This window comes from Halohasta salina, assembly GCF_024178165.1.
GTDB classification, from domain to species: Archaea; Halobacteriota; Halobacteria; order Halobacteriales; family Haloferacaceae; genus Halohasta; species Halohasta salina.
In genome coordinates, this window is the sequence record NZ_JAMZIE010000005.1 from 14,590 (window position 1) to 39,175 (window position 24,586).

The following is a 24,586-nucleotide window of genomic DNA, read 5'->3' on the forward strand; positions in this document are numbered from 1 at the left end:
GCAAACTCTTAAGTCGAACCGGCCGGTATGAAAGAGTGAACATGGACGCAGATGCAATGGATTTCCCGACACCGGAGTCGGATGTCGAATCGGTCGCTCCCGAATCGCTCAAAGCCCGCGTCGACGACGGTGAGTCGGTGACGCTCCTCGATACCCGCATGGAAAGCGACTACGAGGAGTGGAAGATCGATGGCGAGAACGTCACGAGCATCAACATCCCGTACTTCGAGTTCCTCGACGAGGACGTCGACGACGACGTGCTCGCCCAGATCCCCGACGACGAACACGTCACCGTCCTCTGTGCGAAGGGTGGCGCAAGCGAGTACGTCGCGGGCGCACTCGCCGACCGGGGCTACGACGTCGACCACCTCGAAGAGGGGATGAACGGCTGGGCGTCGATCTACGAGGCCCACGAAGTGACAGAGTACGACGGGCCGGGCACGCTGCTGCAGTACCAGCGCCCCTCCTCGGGCTGTCTGGGCTATCTGGTCTACGAGGGCGACGAGGCGGCGATCATCGACCCGCTTCGGGCCTTCACTGACCGCTATCTCGAAGACGCCGACGAGCTGGGCGTCGACCTCACGTACGCCTTCGATACCCACATCCACGCCGACCACATCAGCGGGGTCCGTAACCTCGCCGAGGAGGGCGTCGAGGGTGTCATCCCCGAGGCCGCGGTCGACCGCGGGGTCACCTACGCCGACGAGATGACGCTGGCCGCAGACGGCGACGAGTTCGCCGTCGGCGAGGCCACCGTCGAGACGGTCTTTACCCCCGGTCACACCACGGGGATGACCTCCTACCTCGTCGGCGACTCGCTGCTGGCGACCGGTGACGGCCTCTTCATCGAGAGCGTCGCCCGCCCCGATCTCGAAGAGGGCGACGAGGGCGCGCCGGATGCCGCCGCGATGCTCCACGAGTCGCTGCAGAACAAGGTGCTGCCGCTGCCCGACGAGACACTCATCGGCGGCGCACACTTCAGCGATGCCGCCGAGCCCGCCGCCGACGGCACCTACACCGCGCCGCTGGGCGACCTCGTCGACCGAATGGACGCGCTGACGATGGACGAGGCGGACTTCATCGACACCGTGCTGGCGGACATGCCGCCGCGTCCGGCCAACTACATCGACATCATCGAGACCAACCTCGGCCAACAGGTTGCCGACGACGAGGAGGCCTTCACGCTCGAACTCGGGCCGAACAACTGTGCGGCCAGTCAGGACGCACTCACGAGTGACGACTAAGCTGGCTGCCCACGACGGAGTCAACAACCAATGATCACAGATCTCCTCGGAGCTGGGATGGTAGAGACGCTGTTCCCCAACGGGATCTCCCGATACGCCATCGGCGGGCTCCTCGTTGGCTTGGGAACGGCGGTCATCTACCTCGGGACCGGGATCACGGCGGGCGCGAGCACGTTTCTGGAGTCGACGCTGTCGTACGTCTCGGATCGCTCGCGGTTCCAACAGTACCGCGGCTCGCGGGACTGGCGGCTCGTCTTTACCGCCAGCATCATCGCCGGGGCAGCCGTCTACGCCCTGCTGTTTCAGGGCGGGGTGTGGCTCACTGAGGTCGCGCCGTGGCGGCTGTTCGTCGGCGGGATCCTCGTCGGCGTCGGCACACGGATCGGGAAGGGTTGTACCTCGGGCCACGGCGTCTGTGGGGTTGGCTCCGTCTCCCGGACCTCACTTGTGGGCGTGGTGACGTTCCTCGTCGTCGCCATCATCACCGCCAACATCGTCGCCGCATTCGGGGTGACGCCATGAGCAGACACCCGCTGTTCATGCCGCTGGTCGTCGTCGGGGGGTTGATCTTCGGCTTCGGGCTCGGCTTCAGCCACATGGCCCGGCCGGAGGTCGTCATCGACTTCCTGACCTTCGAGGACTTCGGGCTCCTGTTCGTCATGTTCGGCGGCTCGATCGTCGCCGGGCTGGCGTTCTGGACGCTCTCTGCGACCGGCGGCTCGGCCCCCCTCACCGGGCGGCCCTACGGTCGACGGCTCAAATCCTTCGACAGGAACGTCCTGCTCGGCGGCGCGGTCTTCGGCGTCGGCTGGGGCCTCTCTGGCATCTGTCCGGGCGCGGCCTACGCCAGCCTCGGGGTCGGCAACTGGCCGATCCTCTATGCGCTGGCCGGAATGTTCGTCGGCGCCTACCTGCAGGGCGTCTGGCGGAGCGAGCCCGCGGCCGACGCCGCGGCGGTCCCGAGCGACGACTAACCACTCCCGTTTCCCCGCATTCGACCTATGACCCACACAGAGGCATCCCGCAGGACCGACCGGCTCCTCGATATCGCACGCGAGCTGCTGGCGGTCGACACACGGAACCCACCGGGCGACACCCGCCAGCTGGCCGACTGGATCGAGACGTTGTTTCGGGATCTCGACATCGCGGTCGAACGCGTAACGACGGATCCGGCCAAGCCGAACCTCGTAGCGACGATCCCCGGCCGGAGCGACCGGACCCTGCTGTTCGTCGGTCACATGGATACTGTACCGTTCGATGCCGACGCGTGGAGCTACGACCCGCTCGGCGAACGGGACGGCGACCGGCTCTACGGCCGCGGGGCGACCGATATGAAGGGGCCGCTGGCGGCGATCCTCTACACCGCCGAGCGGTTCGCTGCGGCCGACCGCGAGCCGCCGGTGACCCTCGCCGTCGCGGTCGTCAGCGACGAGGAGACCGGCGGCGAGGCGGGCGTCGAAGCGCTCGTCGCGGACGGCGCCCTCGACGAGATCGACCCCGACGGCTGTGTGATCGGCGAGACCACTTCTACGGGCGGTCGACACTCCGTCACGGTCGCCGACCGCGGGAGCATCTGGCTAACGCTCGACGCCGAGGGCACCGCCGCCCACGGCTCGCGGCCGATGGCCGGCGACAACGCCGTCGACCGGCTCTGGGCGGCGGTCTCGATGCTCCGGGAGCGACTCCCCGACCGGGCGTTCTCGCTCGACGACGAGGTCGCCGCGATCGTCGCGGAGTCGGTCGACTACTACGCGCCGACGCTGGGCCGGGCGGCCGCCCGCGACCTCTTCGAACGGCCGACGGTCAACCTCGGGCGGATCGAGGGCGGTGACGCGGTCAACACGGTGCCGGGGTCGGCGCGGGCCGAACTCGACATCCGGGCGACCGCGGGCGTCGACACCGCTGGCCTGCTGGCGGCGGTTCGGGAGTGGCTCGCGGACTACCCGGCGGTCTCGATCGCCGACGTGAGCCGGTCGGTCGGTAGCTACGAGCCGATCGACGGCCCGCTGGTCGAAGCCGTCACCGATGCTGCGAGCGAGGCCGTTGAGGGCCGGCTCTACCGACGGTCGGCGACCGGCGGCGGCGACGCCAAAACGTTCCGGCATGCCGGGATTCCGACCGTCGAGTTCGCCGTCGGCACCGACACCGCCCACGCGGTCGACGAGTACACCACCGTCGAGGCGCTCCGGCGGACCGCCGCCGTCTACGAGCGCCTGCCAGCCATCTTCGGGGAGCACGAGCCGTGATCGAGGCGTGGCTCCCGTTTGCGGCCGCCCTCGTGGCCAGTGCGTTCATGGCGTGGGCCATCGGTGCGGGCTCCAGCGGCGCGACCCCCTTCGCCCCCGCGGTCGGCGCGAACGCCATCTCGGTGCTGCGGGCGGCCTTTATCGTCGGCGTCCTCGGGTTTTCCGGGGCTGCCTTACAGGGTGCGAGCGTCTCGGAGGCCGTCGGTAGCGATCTCGTCGTCGGGCTCACCTTGCCGACCGCCGCGGTGATCGTGGTGCTGGTGACCGCCGCCGGGCTGATGGCGATCGGGATCGTCACCGGCTATCCGATCGCAACCGCCTTCACGGTAACTGGAACGGTCATCGGCGCGGGGCTGGCTCTCGGTGGTGCTCCCGCATGGGCCAAGTACACCGAGATCGGAACGATGTGGCTGTTGACCCCGTTCGTCGGCAGCGGTGTCGCCTACGGGATCGCCAGCGTCCTGCCCCGGGAGTCGGTCGACGAACGCGACAGTGTGCCGATCCTCGCGGCGGCGGTCGGCGCGATCGTGGTCAACATCGAGTTCGCACTGCTCGCCTCGGGCGACCAGATGGCCTCGCTGTCGACGGTCGTCGCCGAACGGTTCGCACCCGGGTTCGCCGGGACACTCGGCGTCTCGCTCGTCGCCGCGGTCGTCGTCGGATTGGCAGTCCGGGTCGACATCACCCGCAACGGGCTGGACGGCCTGCGGCGCTTTCTGCTCGTCCTCGGCGGGCTGGTCGCCTTCTCGGCGGGCGCGAGTCAGGTCGGGCTGGCGGTCGGCCCGCTGGTGCCGCTGGTCGAGGGGACGATGATCACCGTCTCGGCGCTGGCGGCGGGCGGCGGCGTGGGACTGCTGGTCGGGTCGTGGACCGGAGCCCCCCAGATGATCAAGGCCGTCGCACAGGACTACGCCTCGCTTGGCCCGCGGCGGTCGATCGCCGCGCTGTTCCCCTCGTTCGTCCTCGCCCAGATCGCCGTCCTCTACGGGATTCCGGTCTCGTTCAACCAGATCATGGTCAGCGCGATCGTTGGGGCGGGGGCGGCCGTCGGGGGAGGCGACGCGATCAGCCGACGAAAAATAGGCTTCACGCTCGGTGCGTGGGTCGGCTCGTTTCTCCTCGCGTTCGGCTTGGGCTACGGTGTGATGCGCCTCGTTCCGTAGTCGACTTACCACGTCTCAGCAGTCTGCCATTGCTGAGTGCGATGGGATAAACGTGAGACGAACGGTTCGTTCGAACCGATTCCGAGCGAAACGAGCGTTCTACCGGGTTTTGCAGGTATTGACCCCGAACAGGCGGTAGGCCAGACACTGCTGGGTGAGACCAGTGCCGAAGACGATCAGGCCGACGACGGTCAGCACCGTACCCACCGCGGATCCCAGCGGGAGGAGGCCGGCAAGCGATACGATCCCAACGAGGGCTACGAGTAGTCCGCCGACGAGGCGTGCAGTTCGGTCGAGACCACCAACGTTCGGTTCCATACCCGTAGTATTGGCCGCGAGGCTCAAAAAGCGTTGGATAGCAGTGTGAGTTGACTACAGTATTTGACCCCCGATCGGGTCGATCGCCGACAGCATCATACGAACATTGCCGTCGAGGCCCCCACAGCGGACGATTGGCCCGATCTTCCGACAGCACTATATTGAAAAAAATGCACAATATTAATACGTTCGGGTACGATTCTCTAATCGTACCTATGACCGAATCACAGATCGAGCCGACGAAGACAGTCGACGCACGCGGGGCGGCCTGTCCGGGACCGCTGATGGACCTCATCGGCACGGTTCGGGACGTCGACCCCGGCGACGTGGTCTTGCTGTTGAGCGACAGCGACAGCTCGCTGACTGACGTCCCCGAATGGGTCGAAAAGGCCGGCAACGAGCTGCGGGCGGTCGACGAGGGCGAGGACCATCACGAACTCTACGTGGAGAAAGTATGACTGAAGAAATCGTTATCATCGGCGGCGGCACCGGCGGCTCAGTACTGGCGAACGACCTCGCCGAGCGACTCGACGAGGAGATCGACTCCGGGGACGTACAGGTCACGCTCATCAACGACGGGCCGGACCACGTCTACAAGCCGGTGTGGCTCTACATCCCCTTCGGCCTCCGAGAGCCCGAGGACGGCCGTCGACCGCTGCGGGAGCTGGTCGACAACCGGATCGAGATCCGGCAGGACCGGGTCACCGAGATCGACACCGACGCCCAGCAGCTCGCGACCGCCGAGCGCGTCTCGCCGACCCACTACGATCACCTCGTGGTGGCGACCGGGTCGACGCTCGCCCCCGACGAGGTCCCCGGCCTCGCCGCGGGGGGCCACGACTACTACAGCGAGGACGGCGCACTGGCACTCCGAGACGAACTGCTGGAGTTCACCGAGGGCCACCTCGTCCTCAGCGTGATCGGCAGCCCGCACATGTGTCCGGCCGCGCCCCTCGAATTCGTCTTCATGGCCGACGACTGGTTCCGCAAGCGTGGTCTCCGAGAGGACATCGAGATCACCTACACCTACCCGATCGATCGCGTCCACGGCAACCCACACATCGCCGAGTGGGCCAAGCCGCTGCTGGACGAACGGGAGATCAACACCGAGACGTTCTTCAACGGCGAGGAGGTCGACCCCGACGCCAGAACCCTCAGGTCGATGGAGGGCACCGAGATCGACTACGATCTGCTGGTGTCGATCCCGCCCCACCGCGGGGTCGAGTTGATCGAGGAGGCGGGCCTCGGCGACCGCGGCTGGGTTGAGGTCGACAAACATACCCTCGAAGCCGAGCACGCCGACAACGTCTACGCGCTGGGTGATGCCGCCGCGACCGGCGTCCCGAAGGCCGGCAGTGTCGCCCACTACCAGGCGGCGACCATCGGCCAGCGACTCGCCAGCAAGGTCCGCGGACAGGTACCCACGGCGGCCTACGACGGCAAGACCATCTGCTTCATCGAGACGGGGATGGATGCGGCGTCGTTCGTCGAGTTCGACTACCAGAATCCGCCGTCGCCGGTCACCCCCTCCGAGAAGATCCACTGGTCGAAGCTGGCCTACAACGAATCCTACTGGCTCACCGCACGGGGGTTGATCTGAGATGTCCGACAGCGAACGCGCAGCCAGCGGGGAGGCGACCGACACAGAACCGGTCGAGACCACGGATCTCGAAGCCGCCATCGCGGAGAACCCCGAAGCGGTCGCGGAGTTCGTCAAGCGGCTCGATGCGGTCAACGAACTGCTCGACGTGGTCGACCTCGGGACGAGCGCGATGACCGACGAGATGGTCGTCGAACTCGCCGGAACGGGCGAACGGCTGGCGGCCTCCGCCGACGGTATCGCCACCGACGAGACGGTCGGGTTGGCCGAAACGGTCGGCGAAAACGGCGCGGAGCTTCAAGAGGCACTCGATACGCTGATCGAACTCCAGCGGAGCGGCACCCTCGACGAACTCGCGGAGTTGGGCGACGTGGTCTCGCTGGGCACCTCGGCGATGACCGACGAGATGGTTCGGTCGCTCGCAGGCACCGGTTCGTCGCTCGGCGAACTGGCCGATACGGCGGCCCAAGACGAGACGCGAGACGGGCTGGCAGCCATGCTCAACAGTGTCTCTGCGGCCGAACAGGCCAAAACGGTTGCTGTCGGACCAGTCGGCCTGATGAAAGCGATCCGCGACCCCGAGATCCAACACGGACTCGGCTACCTGCTTGCGATCGCCAAGGCCCTCGGCCAACAGCAGTCGACCGACGTCGACTGAATCCGTTTTATGAGTTGCTGACTACTCAACGGAGACAGCCACACCGGCTGAGAAACTCTCTATCAGCCGACTACTCGGTCCGAACCGCGACGATGACGAACGTTTCGACTCTTGACTGTTCGGTTTCGATCTCGAAGCCGGCCGCTTCGAGGGCCGCCGCGGCTTCGCTCGCAGTGTAACGTTCGGCCAGCGGCGGTCCGCTCTCGCCCTCGCCGTCGGCCGCCCAGTCGAAGACCACCAGCCGGCCGCCCGGACGGACGACACGGGCGAGTTCGGCCAGCGCGTCGTCGCCCGCGAACTCGTGGTAGGTCATCGTCGAGAACGCGGCGTCGAGTTCATCGGCCTCGACCGGCAACTCCTCGATCCCGCTGGTGACGAGGTCGACCGACTCGGGGACCCCCTTCTCGCGGTAGTACTCGTGCATCTCGGGTTGGATGTCGACCGCGTACACCCGGTCGGCGTAGGGAGCGACGTCGTCGGTGTAGAAGCCGGTCCCGCTGCCGAGATCGGCGACCGTCTCGGTCCCGGTTAGTCGGAGGCTACCGACCAACTCCTCCCGCGAGATCGATCGGTACCGTCTGGCTGCGTCTTCGAGTCCGTCGGCTTTGTCGGCGTCGAACGTGTGGAATCCCATTTATAAATCGTCCCGTTGTACGGCAGTTAGGCGGCACCTTACAAAGTATCGTCGGGATCGTGTTGGTCGGCCATCGTCGTCGCCCCGCGAGCGTATCGCTCGCGGAGATCCGGATCGTCGACGACGCCGAGGTTGTCGGGGTCGGCGTCGAGGGAGACCGGCGTCTCGCGGTGGTCGCCGAAACTCGTCAGCGCACGCTCCTTGCGGAGGTCCCGCTCGCCATCCGGTGTGGCGTAGGTCAGGATAATCAGGTTCTGTTCGTCGTCCGAATAGGTTCGTTCGACGAGCCAGACGCGGACTGGATCGGTCATTGGTGACTCCCTACCAGCTCGATGACCGAATCGATTTCGGCCTCTGTCGAGACCCCATGCACCGAGATCCGAACCGCCGCGGGATGCGGGAGAGAGCGGACGACGACGTTCTCGTCGGCGAACCGTTCGACGGTCGACTCGGGGTCGTCGACCGCGATCGTCACGAGCCCGGACTCGTAGTTGCGGGGGCTCAACAGTTGCTCGTCGTCGATACCGGCCTTCAGCCGGTCGGTGAGCGATTCGATCCGCGAGGAGATGGTGTCGACGCCGACCTCTTCGATGGCGTCGATGGCCTCGGCGAGGCCGACGTGTGGTGCCGGCGACGCCGAGCCGACCTCGAAGCGGCGAGCCCCCGACTTGTACTCGAACTCTTCGGCCGTTGGCGTCTCGACGCTCCGGTAGCCGACTGCGCGGGGGGCGAGATCGGCAGCAACCGCGTCGTCGACGTAGAGGAACCCCGCGCCCCACGGGCCGAGCAGCCACTTGTGACCCGCGGCGGCGACCGCGTCCGCGCCCCACTCGTGGACGTCCATCGGCTGCTGGCCCGGCACCTGGACGGCATCGACCAGCGTAAACGCCCCGGCCTCGCGGGCGATGTCGACCAATTCCCCGACCGGAAGCCGCGTTCCGTGGGTCCACGTCACGGCACTGAAACAGACGAGCCGCGCCCCCGCGACCGCTTCGGTGAACGCCTCGGGGTCGAGCCGCCCACCGTCGGTTTCGACGACGCGGACGTCGACGCCCTCGCGTTCGAGCCGCTGCCATGGCAGGACGCCTGCAGGGTGTTCGAGATCGGTGCGGACGACCACATCACCAGGTTGCCAGTCGATCGCGCTCGCGATCCGGTTGATCCCGTCGGTCGTGCTCTCGGTGAGTGCGACCTCGTCGGCGTCGGCCCCGATCAGGCCGGCGATCCGCTCACGGGCCCGGTCGTAGGCGTCGAACGCCGTCGCGTAGGGATCGGCGCTGCCGGCGTCGTACTCGTGATTGGCGAGGAACGACGCGACGGCCTCAACGACGTAGCGGGGGCTCGGGCCGTGAGCCCCGAAGTTGAGGTAGGTCGACGCCTCGAAGGCCGGGACGTCAGCGCGGAGTTCGCGGGGCGTCACGGACGCTCACTCCGCCGGCCCGATCGAATGGAACCGCCCACGGCTAGGCCGTGTGTGCGGTGACCGCTCCCCGCAGCTGGTCTTCGTTCTGTGCGCCGACCATCCGATCGGCGAGTTCACCGTCGGCGAACACCAACATAGTCGGGATCCCCTGGACCTGATACTGACCGGCGAGGCCCTGGAACTGGTCGACGTCGACTTTCAACACCGCGGCGTCGGTCTCGTCGGCCAGCGTCTCGATGGTCGGCTCCATCATCTTGCAGGGGCCACACCAGTCGGCGTAGAAGTCGACGAGCACCACGTCGTAGTCGTCGACGACGTCATCGAACTGTGCGGAGTCACCAAGCTGGATCGGGTCGGCCGGAGCAACGTTCGTATTCGAACTCATCACCTCCGCGTAGGCCCCCCGCCGTGATAACAGTTTTGGATAGAATGTACAATACTCCGAAGCGGATCGATCAGCGCTGGCGGGCCGGCGGCACGAGCAGGACGTTGCCGGCGGCTTCGGCGACGATCTGCTCGGAGACGCTCCCCAACAGGAGTCGGCGGAGTCGGCTCCGACCGCGAGAGCCCAGCAGGATCGTCGTCGGATCGTGGTCGGCCTCGGCGGCGAGGATCTGGGTTGCGGGGTCGCCCTCCCGGATGTCGACGCGGGTCTCGATCCCCCAGTCGTCGAGGGTCGACGCCAGCTCGTCGAGCTGCTCGCGGGCCTCGCTCGGCTCGTCGAGGTCCCGGCCTTTGGGTTTCCGGACGTGGACCAGCGTCGCCTCCTGAGTCGCATGGCGGAGATGGGAGAACTGCTCGAAGGCCCGCTCGGCGTTCTCCGAGAAGTCGGTCGCATACAGCATGCGCTGGAATAGGTGGCTCCGGAGGTGATCGGGGTCGTCGGTCGCCCGTTCGACCCGGTTGACCAACAGCGGGACGCTCGCTGTGCGAGCGAGGTTCCGGACCGTCGACCCGACCAGCCGGTTTTCGAGGGGACTCTTCCCGCGGGAGCCCACGAGGATCATGTCGGCGTGGACCGTCTCGGCGACGCCGGTGATCCGCCGGTGAGGGGTTCCTCGGACGACGCTGGAATCGACCTCGAAGCCGGCGTCGGTCAACACCCGCTCGTAGGCCCCGAGTGCGTCGCGCCGGCGCTGTTCGACGTCGACACCGGGCATCCCCGCATGGACGTTCGACGGAACGACCGTCAACAGATGCATCTCGTCGACGCCGATCCGGCCGAGACACTTCAGACAGGTCTCGTTTTCGATCGCGGCCTCGCTGGCTGCCGACAGGTCGGTCGCATACAGAACTCGCATAGGATAGTATTGGGCGGTCGTGGATATATTACTTCCCCCTTGGAGCCGCCACTCCCCGACCGATCGGCCCCCGGTCGGCGACGAAAGCCGGCGGCCAGCGAGAGCGGCCGGCTCGAATGCGCTGCGCCGCAGTTCTCATGTCGATGAATCAGCCGATGCTGGCCGCCGAAAGGTACGCATAACGTATGGATGGTTGGAGAGGAGTTACGCGAATATAGTATTGTGCGTTGAAGACAAAACTGTTATACGCTCTCCGCTGGTACGTGGAAGCGAGTAGAAATGCACAATCGCCGAAATACTATCGTGGAGGCAGGGAGCACCGACCGATGGCTGGACTAGAAGTGCCGACCTGGGACCCACAGACGGCGCTGCTGATCGGGGCGATCCTCGTCGAAGCGTTCGTCCTGTATGTCGGGTACGGCGGGCTGGAAAAGCTTCTGGGGCCGCGACTGATGGCGTTCCTCGTCGGGGGTGAATCGAGTGCTGAGTAGCCTCGACGTCTTCGGGAGTTCCCCGGAGATGATGGCGCTGTTCGTCGGCTTCGGACTGGTCGTCGGGATCCTCTTCGGGTTCTTCGGGATGGGTGGGTCGTTCCTCGTCACGCCTGCGTTGTTGATGTTGGGGTACGACGCCTCGGTCGCGGTCGGCTCGGGGATGGCGTTCGTCTTCGGGACTGCCGTGATCGCGACGCTGAAACACCACGATCTCGGGCAGGTCGACTACAAACTCGGCGTGATCATGATCGTCGGGACGACGATCGGGATCGAAGTCGGCCGGGCCAGCGTCTACTATCTCGAAGAACTCGGGCTGGCCGGCGGCGTCATCAGCGTCGCCTACGTCGTCCTGCTGGGCGGGATCGGACTGATGGTCACCCGCGAGGCCCTGAAGGGCGACGGCGGCAGCGGAATCGACCACGAGGCCGCCGACAAGGACCTCTCGGAGTACGAGATTCCCGAGGTCGCAAAGAAGATCCAACGGACGGTTCGGATTCCACCGATGGTGACCCTCCGCGGCGACATTCGGGTTTCGGCGTGGGTGATCACCGCGGTCGCCTTTTCAACCGGCTTGCTGTCGGGCTTCCTCGGCGTCGGCGGCGGCTTCATCCGGATGCCCGCGATGATCTACGCGATCGGCGTCCCGGTTCCCGTCGCGGTTGGCACCGACCTCTTCGAGATCGTCTTCTCCGGCGGGATCGGCAGCTATCTCTACGGGCAGGGCGGCGGCGTCGACCTCGCGATCGTCGCGCCGCTGCTGTTCGGCAGTGCGCTGGGCGCGCGGATCGGCTCGGCGGCGACGGCGATCGTCGACAGCGACGGGATCAAGATCTACTTCGGCGGGATGCTCCTTGCGGGTGCGGTGGCGGTCGGCATCGGCGAGGTCGGCTCTTACCTCGGCAACCAGCTTTTGGAGACTCTCGGGCTCGTCCTCGTGATCGGCGCGGCGGTCGTCGTCGCCGGCGCGATCGTCTACACTACCGTCGCCTCCCTCCGGGCGACCCGCAGCCAGCGGGCACCCGCCGCCGACTGAGCCGCTCCCGCCGGGGATCGACCCGGTCGACGCGAACTGACGGCCGGCGTGGCCGCCGACGCCCGGTCCGGCTGGGGCAGTATTGTACACACCATACAAATATTTTTACCGCGGGACGTCGTAACGAAACGTACAATGGCAAACTCGATGAGCGAGTATCTCAAACAGGACATGGAGTGTGAGGGGCTGTTGGAGTGTATCCACGGGCTGAAAGCCCTCGACAAGGAGATCTTCGGCGTCCTCACCGAACGGGACGAACCGCTGACCGTAGACGAGATCGCCGACGCAGTCGACCGCGAGCGGTCGACGGCCTACCGGTCGGTCCAGCGGCTGATCAACAGCGGCTTCGTCCAGAAAGAACAGGTCAACTACGATCAGGGCGGCTACTACCACGTCTTCCGGCCGATCGACGCCGACGAGATCGCCGACGACATGCAACGCATGCTCAACGACTGGTACGCCAAGATGGGCCAGCTCATCGGCGAGTTCCGCACCAAGTACGACGAGGCCGAAGAGCAGGCGGTCGTCGCCGAGAACTGACCGCGACGGCCCCAGCGTCAACCGCCCTCCAACTTCTCCTTCTCGGTCGATTCTGTCCAGTCGAACGGGTAGTCGACCGGCGCAGTACGGCCGCTACCGGGATGTGAGAATTGTACCACAGTCGTATATAGGGATAGAGTCCGTATATCGGGTAAGAACAGTCGTCTATGATACCCGCACCCGATACCATACTGAGCGGTGGGGTCCAGCTCGCACAAGCAAGTGTGCTGTTATCGCCCGAACTCGCCAGCAGGGCGCAGTTCGGATGGACGATTACGGTCCACATCATCTTCGCGGCGCTCTCGATCGGACTGGCGCCGTTTATCGTCTACTTCACGTGGCGAGACATCAGGAGCGACGAGCCGGCCTACACCCGGCTTCGGGAGTTCTGGATCAAGGTCTTCGCCGTCGGGTTCGTGATGGGGACGGTGACCGGGATCCCGATGAGCTTCCAGTTCGGGACGAACTTCCCGGTGTTCTCGGAGGCCGCCGGTGAACTGATGGGTGGCCCGCTGGCCTTCGAGGCGAAGATGGCGTTCTTCCTGGAGGCCGTCTTCCTCGGGGTGTTGCTGTTCGGTCGCGAGCGCGTTTCGGACCGGACCTATCTGGCGTCGTCGGTGTTGACCGGCTTCGGCGCGTGGCTCTCGGGCTTTTGGATCCTCGTCGTCAACGCGTGGATGCAGACGCCCGACGGCTTCGAGTTGATCCAGCGCAACGGGATGGAGATCGCCAAGCTCACCGACCCGATGGCGGCGTTTTTCACTCCCCGGATGCCGTGGATGTACGTCCACATGATCAACGCCTCGGTGATCTCGGTGACACTCGTTGTCGCCGGGATCGCCGCCTACATGGTCTGGCAGAAGCGCGACTCGAAGGCTTGGAACACCGCCCTCCGAATGGCGGTCGTCTTGCTTTTGATTACCGCGCCGCTGCAGGCGATCCATGGCGACGCCTACGGCCGACACGTCGCCGATACGCAACCGCAGAAGTTCGCTGCAATGGAGGCCCACTACGACACCGGCCAGGCCGACCTCCATCTGATCGCGATCCCGAAGAGCCCCGACGCGCTGACCGATCCGCGGACGGACAACCTCTTTACGATCAGCCTGCCCGCGCTGGGTTCGTTCCTCGCCAGCGGGGGTGATTTCAACGCCGAAGTCATCGGCTTACACGAGTACGACGACAACCCACCGGTGGCGCTGGTGTTCTGGTCGTTCCGGCTGATGGTCGGGCTCGGCTTCCTGTTCATCGGGTTGGCGCTGTGGGGCGGCAACCTCCTGCGGAAGGGCCAGTTGGCCGAGCGCACCCGCTACTTGCAGGCGATGATGTTGGCGAGCCCACTCGGGTTCGTCGCTCTTGAGACGGGGTGGTACGTCACCGAGATCGGCCGCCAACCGTGGGTGATCCAAGACGTCCTCAAAACGAACGACGCCGTGTCGACTACCCTGACGGGGGCGGAGGCGACCGGGACGCTCGTGGCGTTCGTCGTCCTCTATATCGCGCTGTTGGCCGCCTTCGGCTACGTCCTCAAGCTGATGATCGAGGGCGAACTCGAACGGATGGGGGTCCGCGAGAAGGATCAGGCCGGTCAGCCGCGGATGCCGTGGGTGAAAGGCGATGACTAGCCTGTTGATCCCGGTCGACGCCTACTTCGTCGACTCGCTGCCGACCGTCTGGTTCGGCGTGGTCATGTTCACGTTGGCGATGTACGTCGCCCTCGACGGGCTGGACTTCGGGATCGGAATCCTGTATGCCACCCGCGACGACCACGACAAGGAGACGCTGCTGTCGGCGTTCGGTCCGATCTGGGACGCCAACGAGGTGTGGCTGATCGCCTTCGGGACGACGCTTTTGGCGGCGTTCCCGGCGATCTACTCGCGGCTGTTGAGCGACCACTACCTGCTGGCGATCGCCATCGTCATGGGGCTGGTGTTCCGGGGGGTCGCCCCCGAACTCCGCGAGCAGCGCTCCGACGCCGCGTGGCACCGGCTCTGCGACCGGCTGTTCGTCTTCGGCAGCACGATCACGCCGCTACTGCTGGGGATGCTCGTCGGTAGCTGGATCTTCGGAACCCCCGTCGCCAGCCTCCCGAGCCTGCTGACCGGCGTCGGGCTGGTGGCGCTCTGTGTGATCAGCGGCGCGGCCTTCGTCGCCGCCAAAACCGACGGCCGACTGGCCGCCGACATGGTTCGCTACGGCAGCGCGTCGACGGCGGCCTACCTCGGCGGCGTGGTCGTCCTCTTGGCCGTGGTCTACTGGCTCAACCCCTCGAACGTCCGGGCGCTGTTGTTGACCGTGCCGGCGGTCGCGGTCGTCCTCGCCAGCGTCGTCTTCGGGGTCGGGGGAGTGCTTGCGGCCAGAGCCGGTCGCCACAAGCTCTGGTTCGGCTCGGCGTTCGGTCTCTCGTTCCTGCTGGTCGGGCTCGTCGCCACGCTGCTGTACCCGACGATCTACCCCGCCAGCGGCCTGACGATCGACGCGGTCGTCGTCTCGCCGCTCGCGCTCAACCTCACGAGCGTCCTGGGGCTGCCGGTGTTGCTGGTCGTGCTGTGGTACTTCAAGTTCCTCTACAGCACCTTCGGCGGGCCGATCGACGGCGAGGGGTACGGCGCGTAGCTGCCCGGCTGCCCGGATGGAAACGGTTTTTCGCGGCGCATCCGAACCCTGCCTATGGACTACCGAGCCGTTGCGGATCTCTCGCCGGACGAACGCGTGGCCTTCTTCGAGCGCGATGCCGGGATCGAATCGGCCCGAAGCGACGCCGCCGAGATCGTCGACCGCGTCCGCCGGGAGGGTGACGTCGCCCTCCGCGAACTCGCCGCCGAGTTCGACGACGTCGAGGTCGGCAACCTCGATGTGACCGACCTCGCCGAGCGCGCCCACGAGGACGTCGACGACGCGGTGCTCGATGCGATCGGCGAGGCGGCCGACAACATCCGTGCGTTCCACGAGCGACAAGTGCCGGACGACTGGCGCGAGACGTTCGGCGACCGCGAGCTGGGCCGGCGGTTCCGCCCCATCGAACGCGTCGGCGTCTACGCGCCGGGCGGCACCGCCGCCTACCCCTCCAGCGTGTTGATGGGCATCATCCCCGCCAAGATCGCGGGCGTCAACCACGTCGCCGTCGCCACCCCACCGGCCGAGCCCATCAACCCCGTTACCCTCGCCGCCGCCCACGAGGCGGGCGCGGACGCGGTCTACGCCGCCGGCGGCGCACAGGCCGTCGCTGCGCTGGCCTACGGCACCGAGACCGTCAACGCGGTCGACACGATCGTCGGCCCCGGCAACAAGTGGGTCACCGCCGCCAAAGCTGAGGTCCGGGGCGACGTGGAGATCGACTTTCTGGCGGGGCCGAGCGAGGTGCTCGTCGTCTGCGACGAGACGGCCGACCCCGCGTTCGTCGCCAGTGACCTGATCGCACAGGCCGAACACGACCCCAACTCATCGGTCGTCGCGGTGACCGACGACGAGGCGACCGCCGAGGCGATCTGTGAGGCGGTCGACGAACAGGTCGCAGGCCGCGAGCGGAGCGAGATCATCGAGTCGGCCCTCGACAACGACGCCAGCGGCGTGCTGGTGGCCCGCTCGATGTCCGAGGCCGTGCTGTTTGCCGAGGAGTACGCGGCCGAACACCTCTCGATTCAGGCCGACGACGACGAGGCGCTGCTCGACCGGATCGACTCCGCGGGCAGCGTCTTCCTCGGCCCCTACACACCCGTGGCGGCCGGCGACTACGCCTCGGGCACCAACCACGTGCTGCCGACCAACGGCGGGGCCAAGCGGTTCGGCGGGCTGTCGGTCGACGCCTTCCTCCGGTCGACGACGGTCCAGCGGCTTGACGAGTCGAGCCTCGATGACCTCTCGGAGACGATCACGACGCTCGCCGACGCCGAGGGGCTGGAGGCCCACGCCGAGAGCGTCCGGCGGCGGTTCGAATAGCTACCGGCACCCGCAGCGTCGGCCGGTCGTTGCAACTCGATTCGGTTACGTTCTGTCGTCACAGTTAACAGGCTTGGCCAACGATTGGGAGATATGAGCACTGGAACGGTCGACGGCAGCGAGGCAGTCGTCGAGGTGTCGGCGGCGGCCGCCGAGGAGGCGCTGGCGCTGATGGACAGCGAGGGGATGGATCCCGAGGTCGGCGGGCTCCGGCTGTTCGTACAGCAGGGCGGCTGTGCGGGACTCTCGTACGGGATGCGCTTCGACACCGAACCCGAGGCCGACGACACGGTGACGGTCCACCACGGCCTCCGGGTGTTCGTCGACCCCGCCAGTCAGGAGTACATCGGCGGGAGTCGGCTGGAGTACGAGGATGGCCTGCAGGCGGCGGGGTTCCACGTCGAAAACCCCAACGTCGTCTCCGAGTGCGGCTGCGGCGAGAGTTTCCGGACGTAATAAGTCCGGCGCAGTGGTTGGGGCCTGTATGGATCTCGAAGCGATCACCGACGACGACGCGGGCACCCTCTACGTCGACCACGACGAAACCGAACGCGGCTCCGAAGGACCCTTTTACGTAGTGTATGCCGACGCCGACGCCGCCGAGCGATGGGGGTATCGGTGTGGGAACTGTGGGACCGTCGACAACGCGATGGACACGATGGGGCGGATCGTCTGCAACCAGTGCCCCAACGTTCGGAAACCCGAGGAGTGGGACGCTGCCCACGAGTAACGGTTCAGTATCAGATACTGCTTCAAGAAATCAACCGGGAGAAACGGGCTCGGCGGGATTCCCGCGAGCGAGCGCAGTGAGCGAGTGGGAGTAAGTCGAGGGAACGAGCCGAACGAAGAGAGGTGAGTGGACTCGGCGGGATTTGAACCCGCGGCCTCCCCCGTGCCAGGGGGGTGATCTACCACTGATCTACGAGCCCTCGTTCGCATCAGACCCTTTCCCGGTTCTATTATTAAGGCCTTCGACTCGATACCGGCGAGTCAGTCGACGACACACCACCGCGGAATAGAAAACCCTTAACGCCCGCGTCGACCAGATATCGGTGGGAACAGCACAGTCGTAACTCTGACTCGCCCCTCGGGGCTTGGGATTGCGACAGTGCGCTGCCAGCCCCCGGTGGCGGTCGACGAAGTCGACCCTATCGCGGGACTGCCAGACACGTCGTTTTGCGGCCTGTGCCGTTCCAATTCAGACAATGGCACGAATGCATACCCGTCGTCGCGGCTCGTCCGGATCGGACCGCCCGGCGACAGACGAACCACCGGAGTGGAGTAACCTCGACAGCGAGGCGATCGAAAGCCGCGTCGTCGAACTCGCCGAACAGGGCCACGACCCCAGCGTCATCGGCCTCAAACTGCGCGACGAGGGCGTCAAAGGCGTCCCCGTCCCGAACGTCAAACTGGCGACCGGCAAGAAGGTCACCGAAATCCTCGAGGACCACGATGCAGCCCCCGAGATCCCGGAAGACCTCCGACAGCTCATGGAGCGCGCCATCGGGCTCCGCGAGCACGTCGAGGAGAACGGACAGGACCACCAGAACAAACGCGCACTCCAGAACACGGAGTCCAAGATCCGACGCCTCGTCGACTACTACCGCGGTGACGAACTCGACGAGGAGTTCAAATACAGCTACGACAACGCCGTCGAACTCCTCGAGTAACCGAGCCACACCACCAGAAGCCCATGTCGGAGACCCACGCCCAGCCCGTCGACCCCGAGGCCGCAGCCACGCTGGCGACCGCGCTAGCGTCAGCGCCGTTCGTCCGGGTCTACGGCCACGCCGACGGCGACAGCCTCGCCGCCGCAGGGCTCTTGGCGGTCGCGCTCCGCGCACGGAGCGTCCCGTTCCAGATCCACGTCTCCGACGATCCGACCGGCGATCTTTCGGCCCCCGAAACCGAGCCCGTCGACGACAGTCGAACGGTGCTCGTCACGCAGGGCCGGAGAGATGCCGCCGACCACGCCGTCCCGCCGGCCGACGACAGTCGACCGGCCAGCGTGGTTGCGGCCGCCGTGAGCCACGAACTCGGCGTCGATCCCGACCCGCTGCTCGCACTCGCGGGCACGATCGCGGCGGGGTCACTGCCCGGCACCGACGGCAGCGGCGGCCTCCTCGAAACCGCCGAGCAGTCCGGTCTCGTCGAGCGCCGCCCCGGCCTCGCGGTTCCGACCGCGGAGCTAGCCGAGGGGCTGGCCCACTCGACGCTGTTCAGCGCGCCGTTTTCGGGTGACGTCGACGCCGCCGAGGGACTCCTCACGGACCTCGACTGCCCGGCCGACGCGGCTGACGCCGACGAAGACGCCCGGATGCGGCTCGCCTCGGCGGTCGCCGTCGAAACGTCGACCGCCGAGCCGTCGACGCCAGCGGCCGCCGAAGCGGTCGAAACCGCACTGCGACCGTACGCCACACCGAACGGCCCGTTCGCCACGCTGGGCGGCTACGCCGACGTGCTCGGCGCACTGGCCGCCGAGACACCGGGGCTAGCGATCAGCCTCGCCCTCGGCACGCCCGGCATCACCGACGAGGCACTAGAGACGTGGCGCGACCACGCGAGTGGCGCCCACGCCGCCCTCGATGAGCCGACCGCCGGCCGATACGAGGGCGTCTTCGTCCTGCGGGTCGACGCCGACCGCCCGGCCGTCTTGCCGACGGTCGCTCGACTCGCCGCCCAGTTCCGCTCGCCGGAGCCGGTCGCACTCGCCGTGACCGCAGAGCCGGTCGACGGCCAGCGGCATGCGGCCGCCGCGGCCGCAGCCGACGACCCACAGGGGCTCGCCGACGCGTTCGCCTCGGTCGCCACCGAGTTCGGTGGCACCGCCGGTGGGACGCCGACACAGGCGACGCTCTCGGTCGACGGCGACGTGTCGGACGGCGACCTCATCGCCGCGATCAGGGAGGCCCTCGCATGACCGACGAGCCACGAACGGCAACGCTTCGGACCGACCATGCCACGCCGACCCGCGCCGAGTGGGTGGCGGCAGCGGTCGAACCGGACAACACCGATTCGATGGTAACCTCGATCGAGGGCACGGCGGTTCGGACCGAAATCGAACGCGAGACCACTGGTGGACTCGGGACGACAGTCGACGACTACGTCGTAAACCTCGGCGTCGCGCAGGCGGTCATCGAGGCCGTCACCGAGCGCGAGGCCAACAGCAGTACAGCAGCCGACCAACCGACAGACGACACACTACATCATGAGTGAACGATCAGTAACCAAGCAGAAGCAAGGCAAGCGATGGTACACGATTTTCGCCCCCGAGCAGTTCGACCGGGCGGAGATCGGCTCGACCATCGCCGAAGAACCGAACCAGGTCATCGGTCGCACGATCGAGACCACCCTCGGCGACATCAACAACGACGCCGGGGCGAACAACACCAAACTCACGTTCAAGATCACGGACGTGGGCTCGGATTCCGCCTACACGGAGTTCATCAAACACGAACTCACCCGTGACTACCTGCGGAGTCTCGTCCGCCGCGGGGCCTCGAAGGCCGCCGCGACGATCACGGTCGTCACCACCGACGACTACCGCGTGAAACTCCAGCCCGTCGCCTTCACCACAAAGAAGGCCGACAACAGCCAGGAACACGCCATCCGCCGCGTGATGATCGATCTCGTCAAAGAAGCTGCCGAGGAACGCAGCTTCGAAGAACTCGGTGACAGCGTCATCGAGGGTCGACTCTCCTCGGCGATCTACGGCGAGGCCAAGACGATCTACCCGCTGCGACGCGTGGAGATCCAGAAGTTCGAACTCGAAGCCCGCCCCGAAGAGCTGGCCGAAGAGGAAGCCACGGCCGTCGACGTCGACGAAGAGGACGTCGCCGACGACGTCGCCGACGACTAGCTGGCGCTCCCGATTCGATTTTTGTTCACAGGCTACCAGCGACAGCTATTCGGTGACTTCGATGGTGCCGACCATCCCGCTTGTCTCGTGGGGAAGACAGACGTAGCCGTACTCGCCTGGCACCTCGAAGGTGTGGGAAAACGTCTCGCCAGTCGAGACGATCCCCTCTCCCTCGGACTGCCAGGCCTCGCGGGCGGCAGTCTCCGACTCGTAGCCGCCGGTCGCAAAGAAGGCCGTCCCCTCGGGGAGCGTCCCCTCGTAGGCGGTGATAGTGTGGGCCCGGCTACTGGTGTTTTTCCAGACGACTGTCGACCCGGCCGAGACGGTAAGCGTCTCCGGCTGGAAGGCGACTGCGGTCATCCCGATGTCGTAGTCGTCGGCCTCGAAAAGCCCGAGACAGCCGGCCAGCCCGACGGTTCCGGTGGTGCCAGCGGCGGCGAGAAACGCCCGGCGAGAACGTGCCTCCTGCATACCGGTTTGTAGGGTCGTCGGACATATAGGCGTGCGGTTTCACCGGGGCCCCGCCGACATCGGCGATCCGGAGAACATAAAAGCGTAAACCGCCCCCCTCCGACCGACAACCATGCAACCGCGGTTCGTCGGCCGGCTGGGGCTGGCCGATGCGGTGACGGTCGCCAACGCCGCCCTCGGCTTTCTAGCCGCGGCCGTCGCGTTAGTCGACATCGACCTTGCGGCCCGCCTAATCTTGCTGGGCGCGATCGCCGACGCACTCGATGGAGTGGTCGCCCGCTACCGCGGCGGGACGCCGGTCGGCCCGTATCTCGACTCGCTGGCCGACGTGGCCTCGTTCGGCGTCGCGCCGGCCATCCTCGTCGTCGCCGTCGTCGTCGACCAGTGGATGCCAACTGCGGACCTGACACTGTTGCTGGCCGACCCCGTCGTCCTCGGTGCCGGATTTCTCGTCCCGGCAGTGTTCGTGGCGATGGCGGTCACCCGGCTCGGGATGTACACCGCTTACGATACCGAACTCGCCGAGACCGAGGGCGTCCAGACCACGCTAGCGGCGACAATCCTCGCGGCGGCGGTGCTGGCGGGTTACACGGCCCCCGAACTGCTCGTGCCGCTGGTCGGCATCCTCGCCGCGCTGATGGTGTCGACGATCACCTACCCGGACCTCCACGCCCAAGACGCGCTGGTGATGGGGATCGTCCAGGCGCTGGCAATCCTGCTGTCGGGCTACTACGGCCGGGTGTTCGCCTTCGCGCTGCTGTTTCTCGCCCTCGCGTACCTCTCGTTGGCCCCCCGGTTCTACTGGCGGGACGGCCTCGACAGCGATCGGCTCCGGTTCCTGTTCCGGGGCGTGTAGCCGACCGTAGTAGTCACTGACTACCGATCCGTCAAGCAAAAGTAGCAACCGCCTACATGCCCATATCGGCGGCCTCGTCGGGGACCGGCAGCGCCGCGGGGTCGACGCCCAACAGTTCGGCGGCGTGGTCCAGCGCCATATCGAAGCCGTAGTAGCGTTCGAGTTCGGTGCCGGTAGCGTTCCGTCGGACGGCGACCATCGCGTAGCCGTCGATGTTCTGGGCGACGACAGCAGTTTGCCCGTCGCGGGCGAACCGCAGTCGGCGCTCGCCGTCGGTCTCGTGGTAGTCGGCCTCGATCGTCTCGTCGACCATACTCCTAGTAGGACCGCCGGGTAATCGAAGCTGTCGGTCGGCGCGGAACACATCGGATGGAAAGAATTTACACGCCCCCTGTGGTACTCTATCACTAACTAAATGCAACGAACACCGACGGAGCCCGCTTCGACGGGCGTCGAGGTTCTCGATGGGATGCTCGGTGGGGGGCTCCCCCGGAACAGGGCCACACTCGTCACCGGGGGGCCGGGCACGGGGAAGTCGACCCTCGGGATGCAGTTCCTGCAGGCCGGCCTCGCCGCGGGCGAGCAGTGTCTGTACGTCAGCACCGAACAGACGATCGAGGAGCTGAAAGCCGCCTTTTCGGGGTTCGATTTCGATCTCGACCACGACCGACTCGACTACGCGACGATCCACGCTCGGCGCGGGGAGACGATCGAGGAAAACGACACCTACACCCTCCAGACACAGGAGGAAAACGAGTGGCTCAACCGTGGGTTCGACGCCCCCTTTACCGGCTCGTACATCGAGGACCACCTCCGGAACTACCGGCCCTGCGACCGGGTGGTGTTCGACAGCACCTCCGGGCTGGCGGTGATCACCGAGGATATCGAGCGCTACCGCCGGCTCGTGTTCGACCTCATTCGGTTTTTCAGCGACGAGATGGAGGCGACGACGATGTTCACCGCCGAGGACTACCCCGGCGACCGGCGGGGTGACGTCCTGCAGTTTACCGCCCACGGCGTCATCAAGCTCGAAACCGATGCCATCGAGGACAACCCCCGGCGGTTCCTCTCGGTGCCGAAGATGCGCGGCGTCGACCACGACCGTCGGCGGGTCGAACTCACGGTGCGGAACGATCGGCTGACGGCCTCGCCGCGCCAGCGGAACCATCTGACGACGCTTCCCGATCGACGGCTGGTGCCGACGGGGATCGACGGCCTCGATCAGCTGGCCGGCGGGGGACTGGTCCGAGGGGCCGGCAGCCTCCTGACCCACGACAGTCGGACGACACTCAACGAACTCGTCGGCACCCTCATGGAGACGGTGATCGATGCCGGGCTGTCGATCGCGCTGGTGCCGACCCTCGACCTCCAGCAGCGCCGGCTCGACCGGCTGCTCGATCGGTTCGACCGCTCGCTGTCGACGCTACTCGACGACGACCGGCTGTTCGTGATCGACCAGATCGACGGCTGGGACACCGACCATCCCAACGTCTACCCGCAGGCAGCGAGCGTCGAGGCGGCCAGCGAACAGTTCGCGGCCATCGACAACCGGTGTGACGGCGACTGGATCACCATCGAAGGGGCGACCGCGGTCGCCCACACCCTCGGGAGCGAGGATGCCCGCAGCCTGCGGTACGCCGAGGAGCTACGCTTCCTCGACGAGTCGGAGCTGTTGATCCACCTCCTGAATCCCGAGTTGGTCTGCGACGAGGTCGCGGCCTTCTACCGGGACTCGGCAGAACAGATCATCGAAACCACCCAGAACAGCGAGGGCGTCAGGTATCTCACCCTCCGGAAGTCGCCGACCGGCAACGTCGGGTCGACCGGCCTGCTCAATCCGCTGGACGAACCGCCCTACGTTCGCGTGGAGATGCCCGCCGGCAGTCACCTCTACGACTCCTCGGAGTAGCGGTACCGGTGGCTGGCCGGGTGAAAACGGTATGAATGGCGGACGGCCGAGGTTGCCGAGCGTTCCGGGCGCAGGGAATCCCGGTTGCCTCCTCCACCCCGCGATCCAACGAGCGACGGGTGTCCAGCGGTGGGCTGCTCGCTTCCGCGCCTGACCCACTACCGCCGGTAAACCGGTGTCTAACACCCCTGCGGGTGAGGACACCGGACCACTGTCCCCGGTGGACGAGGTTTCGACGTTGGCGTCCGAGGCCTGCGCCGGTCGACCCGACGCACTCGGCGTTCGGTCCCCGCTAAAGACTGTCTCACGGGCGGGGGGCAGGGCCTACCTGCCCGACCTAGTCCATCCTTCGGTAGTCCACTTGCACTTAAGGGCCTTTCGTCTCCGGGGCAGCACCCGAAATCTTGCGGCCGAAAAATCAGTAGACGGCGGCCGCATACGCGGCGGCGGCAGCGGCGACGACGGCACTGGCCGCGAGGCTCAGCCAGCGGTGGGACTCGATCCACGCCGCGTCCGAGGGGAAACTGAACAGCAGCGTCGAGTCGATAGAGACCGCCCAGAGTACCGTCAGTCCAAAGATCGCCACGCCGACGACGAGCATGATCCCGGCGACGAGTTCGGGATCGGCCCGGCCGCGAACGCTCGAGAGGAAGATCACGACGCCGAGGGTCGCAAGGAAAATTGCCCCGGTGACCCCCAGCGGGCCGGCCCCGTAGTAGTCGGCCAGCAGTTGGGGTTGGGTGTTGATCAGGACGTAGGGGGCCGACAGGACGACCGCGAGAACGAGACTGCCGAGGGCTCCGAGGTAGGGAGCGATCCGTGTCCGGTCCATACACGACGTTCGGTCGACGAGGACATTAAAAGACCCGAGAGCGGTCCGGGGGCCGGCGGAAGGGAA

General features: G+C 66.5%; 31 protein-coding genes, 1 tRNA gene and 1 other RNA gene. 22 read left to right on the forward strand and 11 right to left on the reverse strand.

Going from position 1 to position 24,586, the window contains the following annotated elements:
- Positions 1-41: 41 nt before the first annotated feature.
- The 5 genes from NKJ34_RS11265 to NKJ34_RS11285 are packed head-to-tail and all read left to right on the forward strand — an operon-like array spanning position 42 to position 4,653.
- Complete coding sequence (locus NKJ34_RS11265; protein WP_253738402.1) at positions 42-1,244, forward strand: MBL fold metallo-hydrolase; 1,203 nt, start codon at positions 42-44, stop codon at positions 1,242-1,244.
- Positions 1,245-1,274: 30 nt separating this feature from the next.
- Entirely contained in the window at positions 1,275-1,766 is a 492-nt protein-coding gene (locus NKJ34_RS11270; protein ID WP_253738403.1) for a YeeE/YedE family protein, read from the forward strand.
- Positions 1,763-2,218, forward strand: coding sequence for a YeeE/YedE family protein (locus tag NKJ34_RS11275; protein ID WP_253738404.1), 456 nt, complete (start codon positions 1,763-1,765; stop codon positions 2,216-2,218). The genes NKJ34_RS11270 and NKJ34_RS11275 overlap by 4 nt, the downstream gene beginning before the upstream one ends.
- 27 nt (positions 2,219-2,245) lie before the next feature.
- The gene (locus tag NKJ34_RS11280; RefSeq protein WP_253738405.1) at positions 2,246-3,490 is read left to right on the forward strand and encodes a M20 family metallopeptidase; all 1,245 of its coding nucleotides are present in this window, start codon (positions 2,246-2,248) and stop codon (positions 3,488-3,490) included.
- Positions 3,491-3,537: 47 nt separating this feature from the next.
- A complete protein-coding gene (locus NKJ34_RS11285; protein WP_253738582.1) occupies positions 3,538-4,653 on the forward strand; it encodes an inorganic phosphate transporter in 1,116 nt (371 codons plus the stop codon).
- A 99-nt stretch (positions 4,654-4,752) separates the two neighbouring features.
- Here NKJ34_RS11285 and NKJ34_RS11290 read toward each other — a convergent pair whose 3' ends face one another.
- Positions 4,753-4,971, reverse strand: coding sequence for a YgaP family membrane protein (locus NKJ34_RS11290; protein WP_253738406.1), 219 nt, complete (start codon positions 4,969-4,971; stop codon positions 4,753-4,755).
- 215 nt (positions 4,972-5,186) lie between these two features.
- Between NKJ34_RS11290 and NKJ34_RS11295 the strand changes: the two genes are divergently transcribed.
- From NKJ34_RS11295 to NKJ34_RS11305, 3 genes are read left to right on the forward strand one after another with little or no spacing between them, the layout of a single operon-like run.
- On the forward strand, positions 5,187-5,429 hold the full coding sequence (locus NKJ34_RS11295; RefSeq protein ID WP_253738407.1) for a sulfurtransferase TusA family protein: 243 nt from the start codon (positions 5,187-5,189) through the stop codon (positions 5,427-5,429).
- The gene (locus NKJ34_RS11300; RefSeq protein WP_253738408.1) at positions 5,426-6,571 is read left to right on the forward strand and encodes an NAD(P)/FAD-dependent oxidoreductase; all 1,146 of its coding nucleotides are present in this window, start codon (positions 5,426-5,428) and stop codon (positions 6,569-6,571) included. The genes NKJ34_RS11295 and NKJ34_RS11300 overlap by 4 nt, the downstream gene beginning before the upstream one ends.
- Before the next feature lies 1 nt (position 6,572).
- Entirely contained in the window at positions 6,573-7,229 is a 657-nt protein-coding gene (locus NKJ34_RS11305) for a helical membrane plugin domain-containing protein (protein WP_253738409.1), read from the forward strand.
- Between the two features lie 70 nt (positions 7,230-7,299).
- Here NKJ34_RS11305 and NKJ34_RS11310 read toward each other — a convergent pair whose 3' ends face one another.
- From NKJ34_RS11310 to NKJ34_RS11330, 5 genes are all read right to left on the reverse strand, one after another.
- A complete protein-coding gene (locus NKJ34_RS11310) occupies positions 7,300-7,863 on the reverse strand; it encodes a class I SAM-dependent methyltransferase (RefSeq protein WP_253738410.1) in 564 nt (187 codons plus the stop codon).
- 38 nt (positions 7,864-7,901) lie between these two features.
- Complete coding sequence (locus NKJ34_RS11315; RefSeq protein ID WP_253738411.1) at positions 7,902-8,174, reverse strand: DUF7967 family protein; 273 nt, start codon at positions 8,172-8,174, stop codon at positions 7,902-7,904.
- Positions 8,171-9,283: an aminotransferase class V-fold PLP-dependent enzyme gene (locus tag NKJ34_RS11320; RefSeq protein WP_253738412.1), complete on the reverse strand. Its 1,113-nt coding sequence runs from the start codon at positions 9,281-9,283 to the stop codon at positions 8,171-8,173. The genes NKJ34_RS11315 and NKJ34_RS11320 overlap by 4 nt, the downstream gene beginning before the upstream one ends.
- Positions 9,284-9,326: 43 nt before the next feature.
- On the reverse strand, positions 9,327-9,671 hold the full coding sequence (gene trxA / locus NKJ34_RS11325) for a thioredoxin (protein WP_253738413.1): 345 nt from the start codon (positions 9,669-9,671) through the stop codon (positions 9,327-9,329).
- Between the two features lie 70 nt (positions 9,672-9,741).
- Complete coding sequence (locus NKJ34_RS11330; RefSeq protein ID WP_253738414.1) at positions 9,742-10,587, reverse strand: universal stress protein; 846 nt, start codon at positions 10,585-10,587, stop codon at positions 9,742-9,744.
- 326 nt (positions 10,588-10,913) lie between these two features.
- On the opposite strand from NKJ34_RS11330, the gene NKJ34_RS11335 reads away from it, so the two are divergent.
- From NKJ34_RS11335 to NKJ34_RS11370, 8 genes are all read left to right on the forward strand, one after another.
- Positions 10,914-11,078: a DUF7512 family protein gene (locus NKJ34_RS11335; protein ID WP_253738415.1), complete on the forward strand. Its 165-nt coding sequence runs from the start codon at positions 10,914-10,916 to the stop codon at positions 11,076-11,078.
- A 28-nt stretch (positions 11,079-11,106) separates the two neighbouring features.
- Positions 11,107-12,114: a sulfite exporter TauE/SafE family protein gene (locus NKJ34_RS11340; RefSeq protein WP_253738583.1), complete on the forward strand. Its 1,008-nt coding sequence runs from the start codon at positions 11,107-11,109 to the stop codon at positions 12,112-12,114.
- A 135-nt stretch (positions 12,115-12,249) separates the two neighbouring features.
- Positions 12,250-12,654, forward strand: coding sequence for a helix-turn-helix domain-containing protein (locus tag NKJ34_RS11345; RefSeq protein WP_253738416.1), 405 nt, complete (start codon positions 12,250-12,252; stop codon positions 12,652-12,654).
- A 167-nt stretch (positions 12,655-12,821) separates the two neighbouring features.
- Positions 12,822-14,279, forward strand: coding sequence for a cytochrome ubiquinol oxidase subunit I (locus NKJ34_RS11350; protein WP_256488732.1), 1,458 nt, complete (start codon positions 12,822-12,824; stop codon positions 14,277-14,279).
- Complete coding sequence (locus NKJ34_RS11355) at positions 14,272-15,270, forward strand: cytochrome d ubiquinol oxidase subunit II (protein WP_253738418.1); 999 nt, start codon at positions 14,272-14,274, stop codon at positions 15,268-15,270. Before NKJ34_RS11350 ends, NKJ34_RS11355 begins: the two co-directional genes overlap by 8 nt.
- 54 nt (positions 15,271-15,324) lie before the next feature.
- Positions 15,325-16,593 (forward strand): histidinol dehydrogenase, encoded by a 1,269-nt coding sequence (gene hisD / locus NKJ34_RS11360; protein WP_253738419.1) that lies wholly within the window; start codon positions 15,325-15,327, stop codon positions 16,591-16,593.
- A 93-nt stretch (positions 16,594-16,686) separates the two neighbouring features.
- Positions 16,687-17,049: a HesB/IscA family protein gene (locus tag NKJ34_RS11365; protein ID WP_253738420.1), complete on the forward strand. Its 363-nt coding sequence runs from the start codon at positions 16,687-16,689 to the stop codon at positions 17,047-17,049.
- Between the two features lie 28 nt (positions 17,050-17,077).
- Positions 17,078-17,323: a DUF5816 domain-containing protein gene (locus NKJ34_RS11370; RefSeq protein WP_253738421.1), complete on the forward strand. Its 246-nt coding sequence runs from the start codon at positions 17,078-17,080 to the stop codon at positions 17,321-17,323.
- 127 nt (positions 17,324-17,450) lie between these two features.
- Here NKJ34_RS11370 and NKJ34_RS11375 read toward each other — a convergent pair.
- A tRNA-Ala gene (locus NKJ34_RS11375) sits at positions 17,451-17,522 on the reverse strand.
- A gap of 276 nt (positions 17,523-17,798) precedes the next feature.
- On the opposite strand from NKJ34_RS11375, the gene NKJ34_RS11380 reads away from it, so the two are divergent.
- Genes NKJ34_RS11380 through NKJ34_RS11395 form a run of 4 tightly spaced genes read left to right on the forward strand, consistent with a single transcriptional unit; the run spans position 17,799 to position 20,452 of the window.
- Positions 17,799-18,263: a 30S ribosomal protein S15 gene (locus NKJ34_RS11380; RefSeq protein ID WP_253738422.1), complete on the forward strand. Its 465-nt coding sequence runs from the start codon at positions 17,799-17,801 to the stop codon at positions 18,261-18,263.
- 23 nt (positions 18,264-18,286) lie between these two features.
- Positions 18,287-19,513, forward strand: coding sequence for an exonuclease RecJ (locus NKJ34_RS11385; RefSeq protein ID WP_253738423.1), 1,227 nt, complete (start codon positions 18,287-18,289; stop codon positions 19,511-19,513).
- Positions 19,510-19,809 (forward strand): KEOPS complex subunit Pcc1, encoded by a 300-nt coding sequence (locus NKJ34_RS11390; RefSeq protein WP_253738424.1) that lies wholly within the window; start codon positions 19,510-19,512, stop codon positions 19,807-19,809. Before NKJ34_RS11385 ends, NKJ34_RS11390 begins: the two co-directional genes overlap by 4 nt.
- A complete protein-coding gene (locus tag NKJ34_RS11395; RefSeq protein ID WP_253738425.1) occupies positions 19,802-20,452 on the forward strand; it encodes a 30S ribosomal protein S3ae in 651 nt (216 codons plus the stop codon). The genes NKJ34_RS11390 and NKJ34_RS11395 overlap by 8 nt, the downstream gene beginning before the upstream one ends.
- A 45-nt stretch (positions 20,453-20,497) precedes the next feature.
- On the opposite strand, the gene NKJ34_RS11400 is transcribed toward NKJ34_RS11395, so the two are convergent.
- Positions 20,498-20,923: a cupredoxin domain-containing protein gene (locus NKJ34_RS11400; RefSeq protein ID WP_253738426.1), complete on the reverse strand. Its 426-nt coding sequence runs from the start codon at positions 20,921-20,923 to the stop codon at positions 20,498-20,500.
- Positions 20,924-21,035: 112 nt separating this feature from the next.
- Between NKJ34_RS11400 and NKJ34_RS11405 the strand changes: the two genes are divergently transcribed.
- Positions 21,036-21,779, forward strand: coding sequence for a protein sorting system archaetidylserine synthase (locus NKJ34_RS11405; protein WP_253738427.1), 744 nt, complete (start codon positions 21,036-21,038; stop codon positions 21,777-21,779).
- Between the two features lie 52 nt (positions 21,780-21,831).
- Here NKJ34_RS11405 and NKJ34_RS11410 read toward each other — a convergent pair whose 3' ends face one another.
- Entirely contained in the window at positions 21,832-22,092 is a 261-nt protein-coding gene (locus tag NKJ34_RS11410; protein ID WP_253738428.1) for a DUF7111 family protein, read from the reverse strand.
- 102 nt (positions 22,093-22,194) lie between these two features.
- On the opposite strand from NKJ34_RS11410, the gene NKJ34_RS11415 reads away from it, so the two are divergent.
- Positions 22,195-23,688, forward strand: a complete 1,494-nt coding sequence (locus NKJ34_RS11415; protein ID WP_253738429.1) for a DUF7125 family protein — start codon at positions 22,195-22,197, stop codon at positions 23,686-23,688.
- A 36-nt stretch (positions 23,689-23,724) separates the two neighbouring features.
- Here the strand turns inward: NKJ34_RS11415 and ffs are convergent.
- Together ffs and NKJ34_RS11425 are read right to left on the reverse strand one after the other, a co-directional pair.
- Positions 23,725-24,036: signal recognition particle sRNA (ffs, locus tag NKJ34_RS11420), an RNA gene on the reverse strand.
- Positions 24,037-24,106: 70 nt separating this feature from the next.
- Positions 24,107-24,520: a DUF7548 family protein gene (locus tag NKJ34_RS11425; RefSeq protein WP_253738430.1), complete on the reverse strand. Its 414-nt coding sequence runs from the start codon at positions 24,518-24,520 to the stop codon at positions 24,107-24,109.
- Positions 24,521-24,586: the final 66 nt, after the last annotated feature.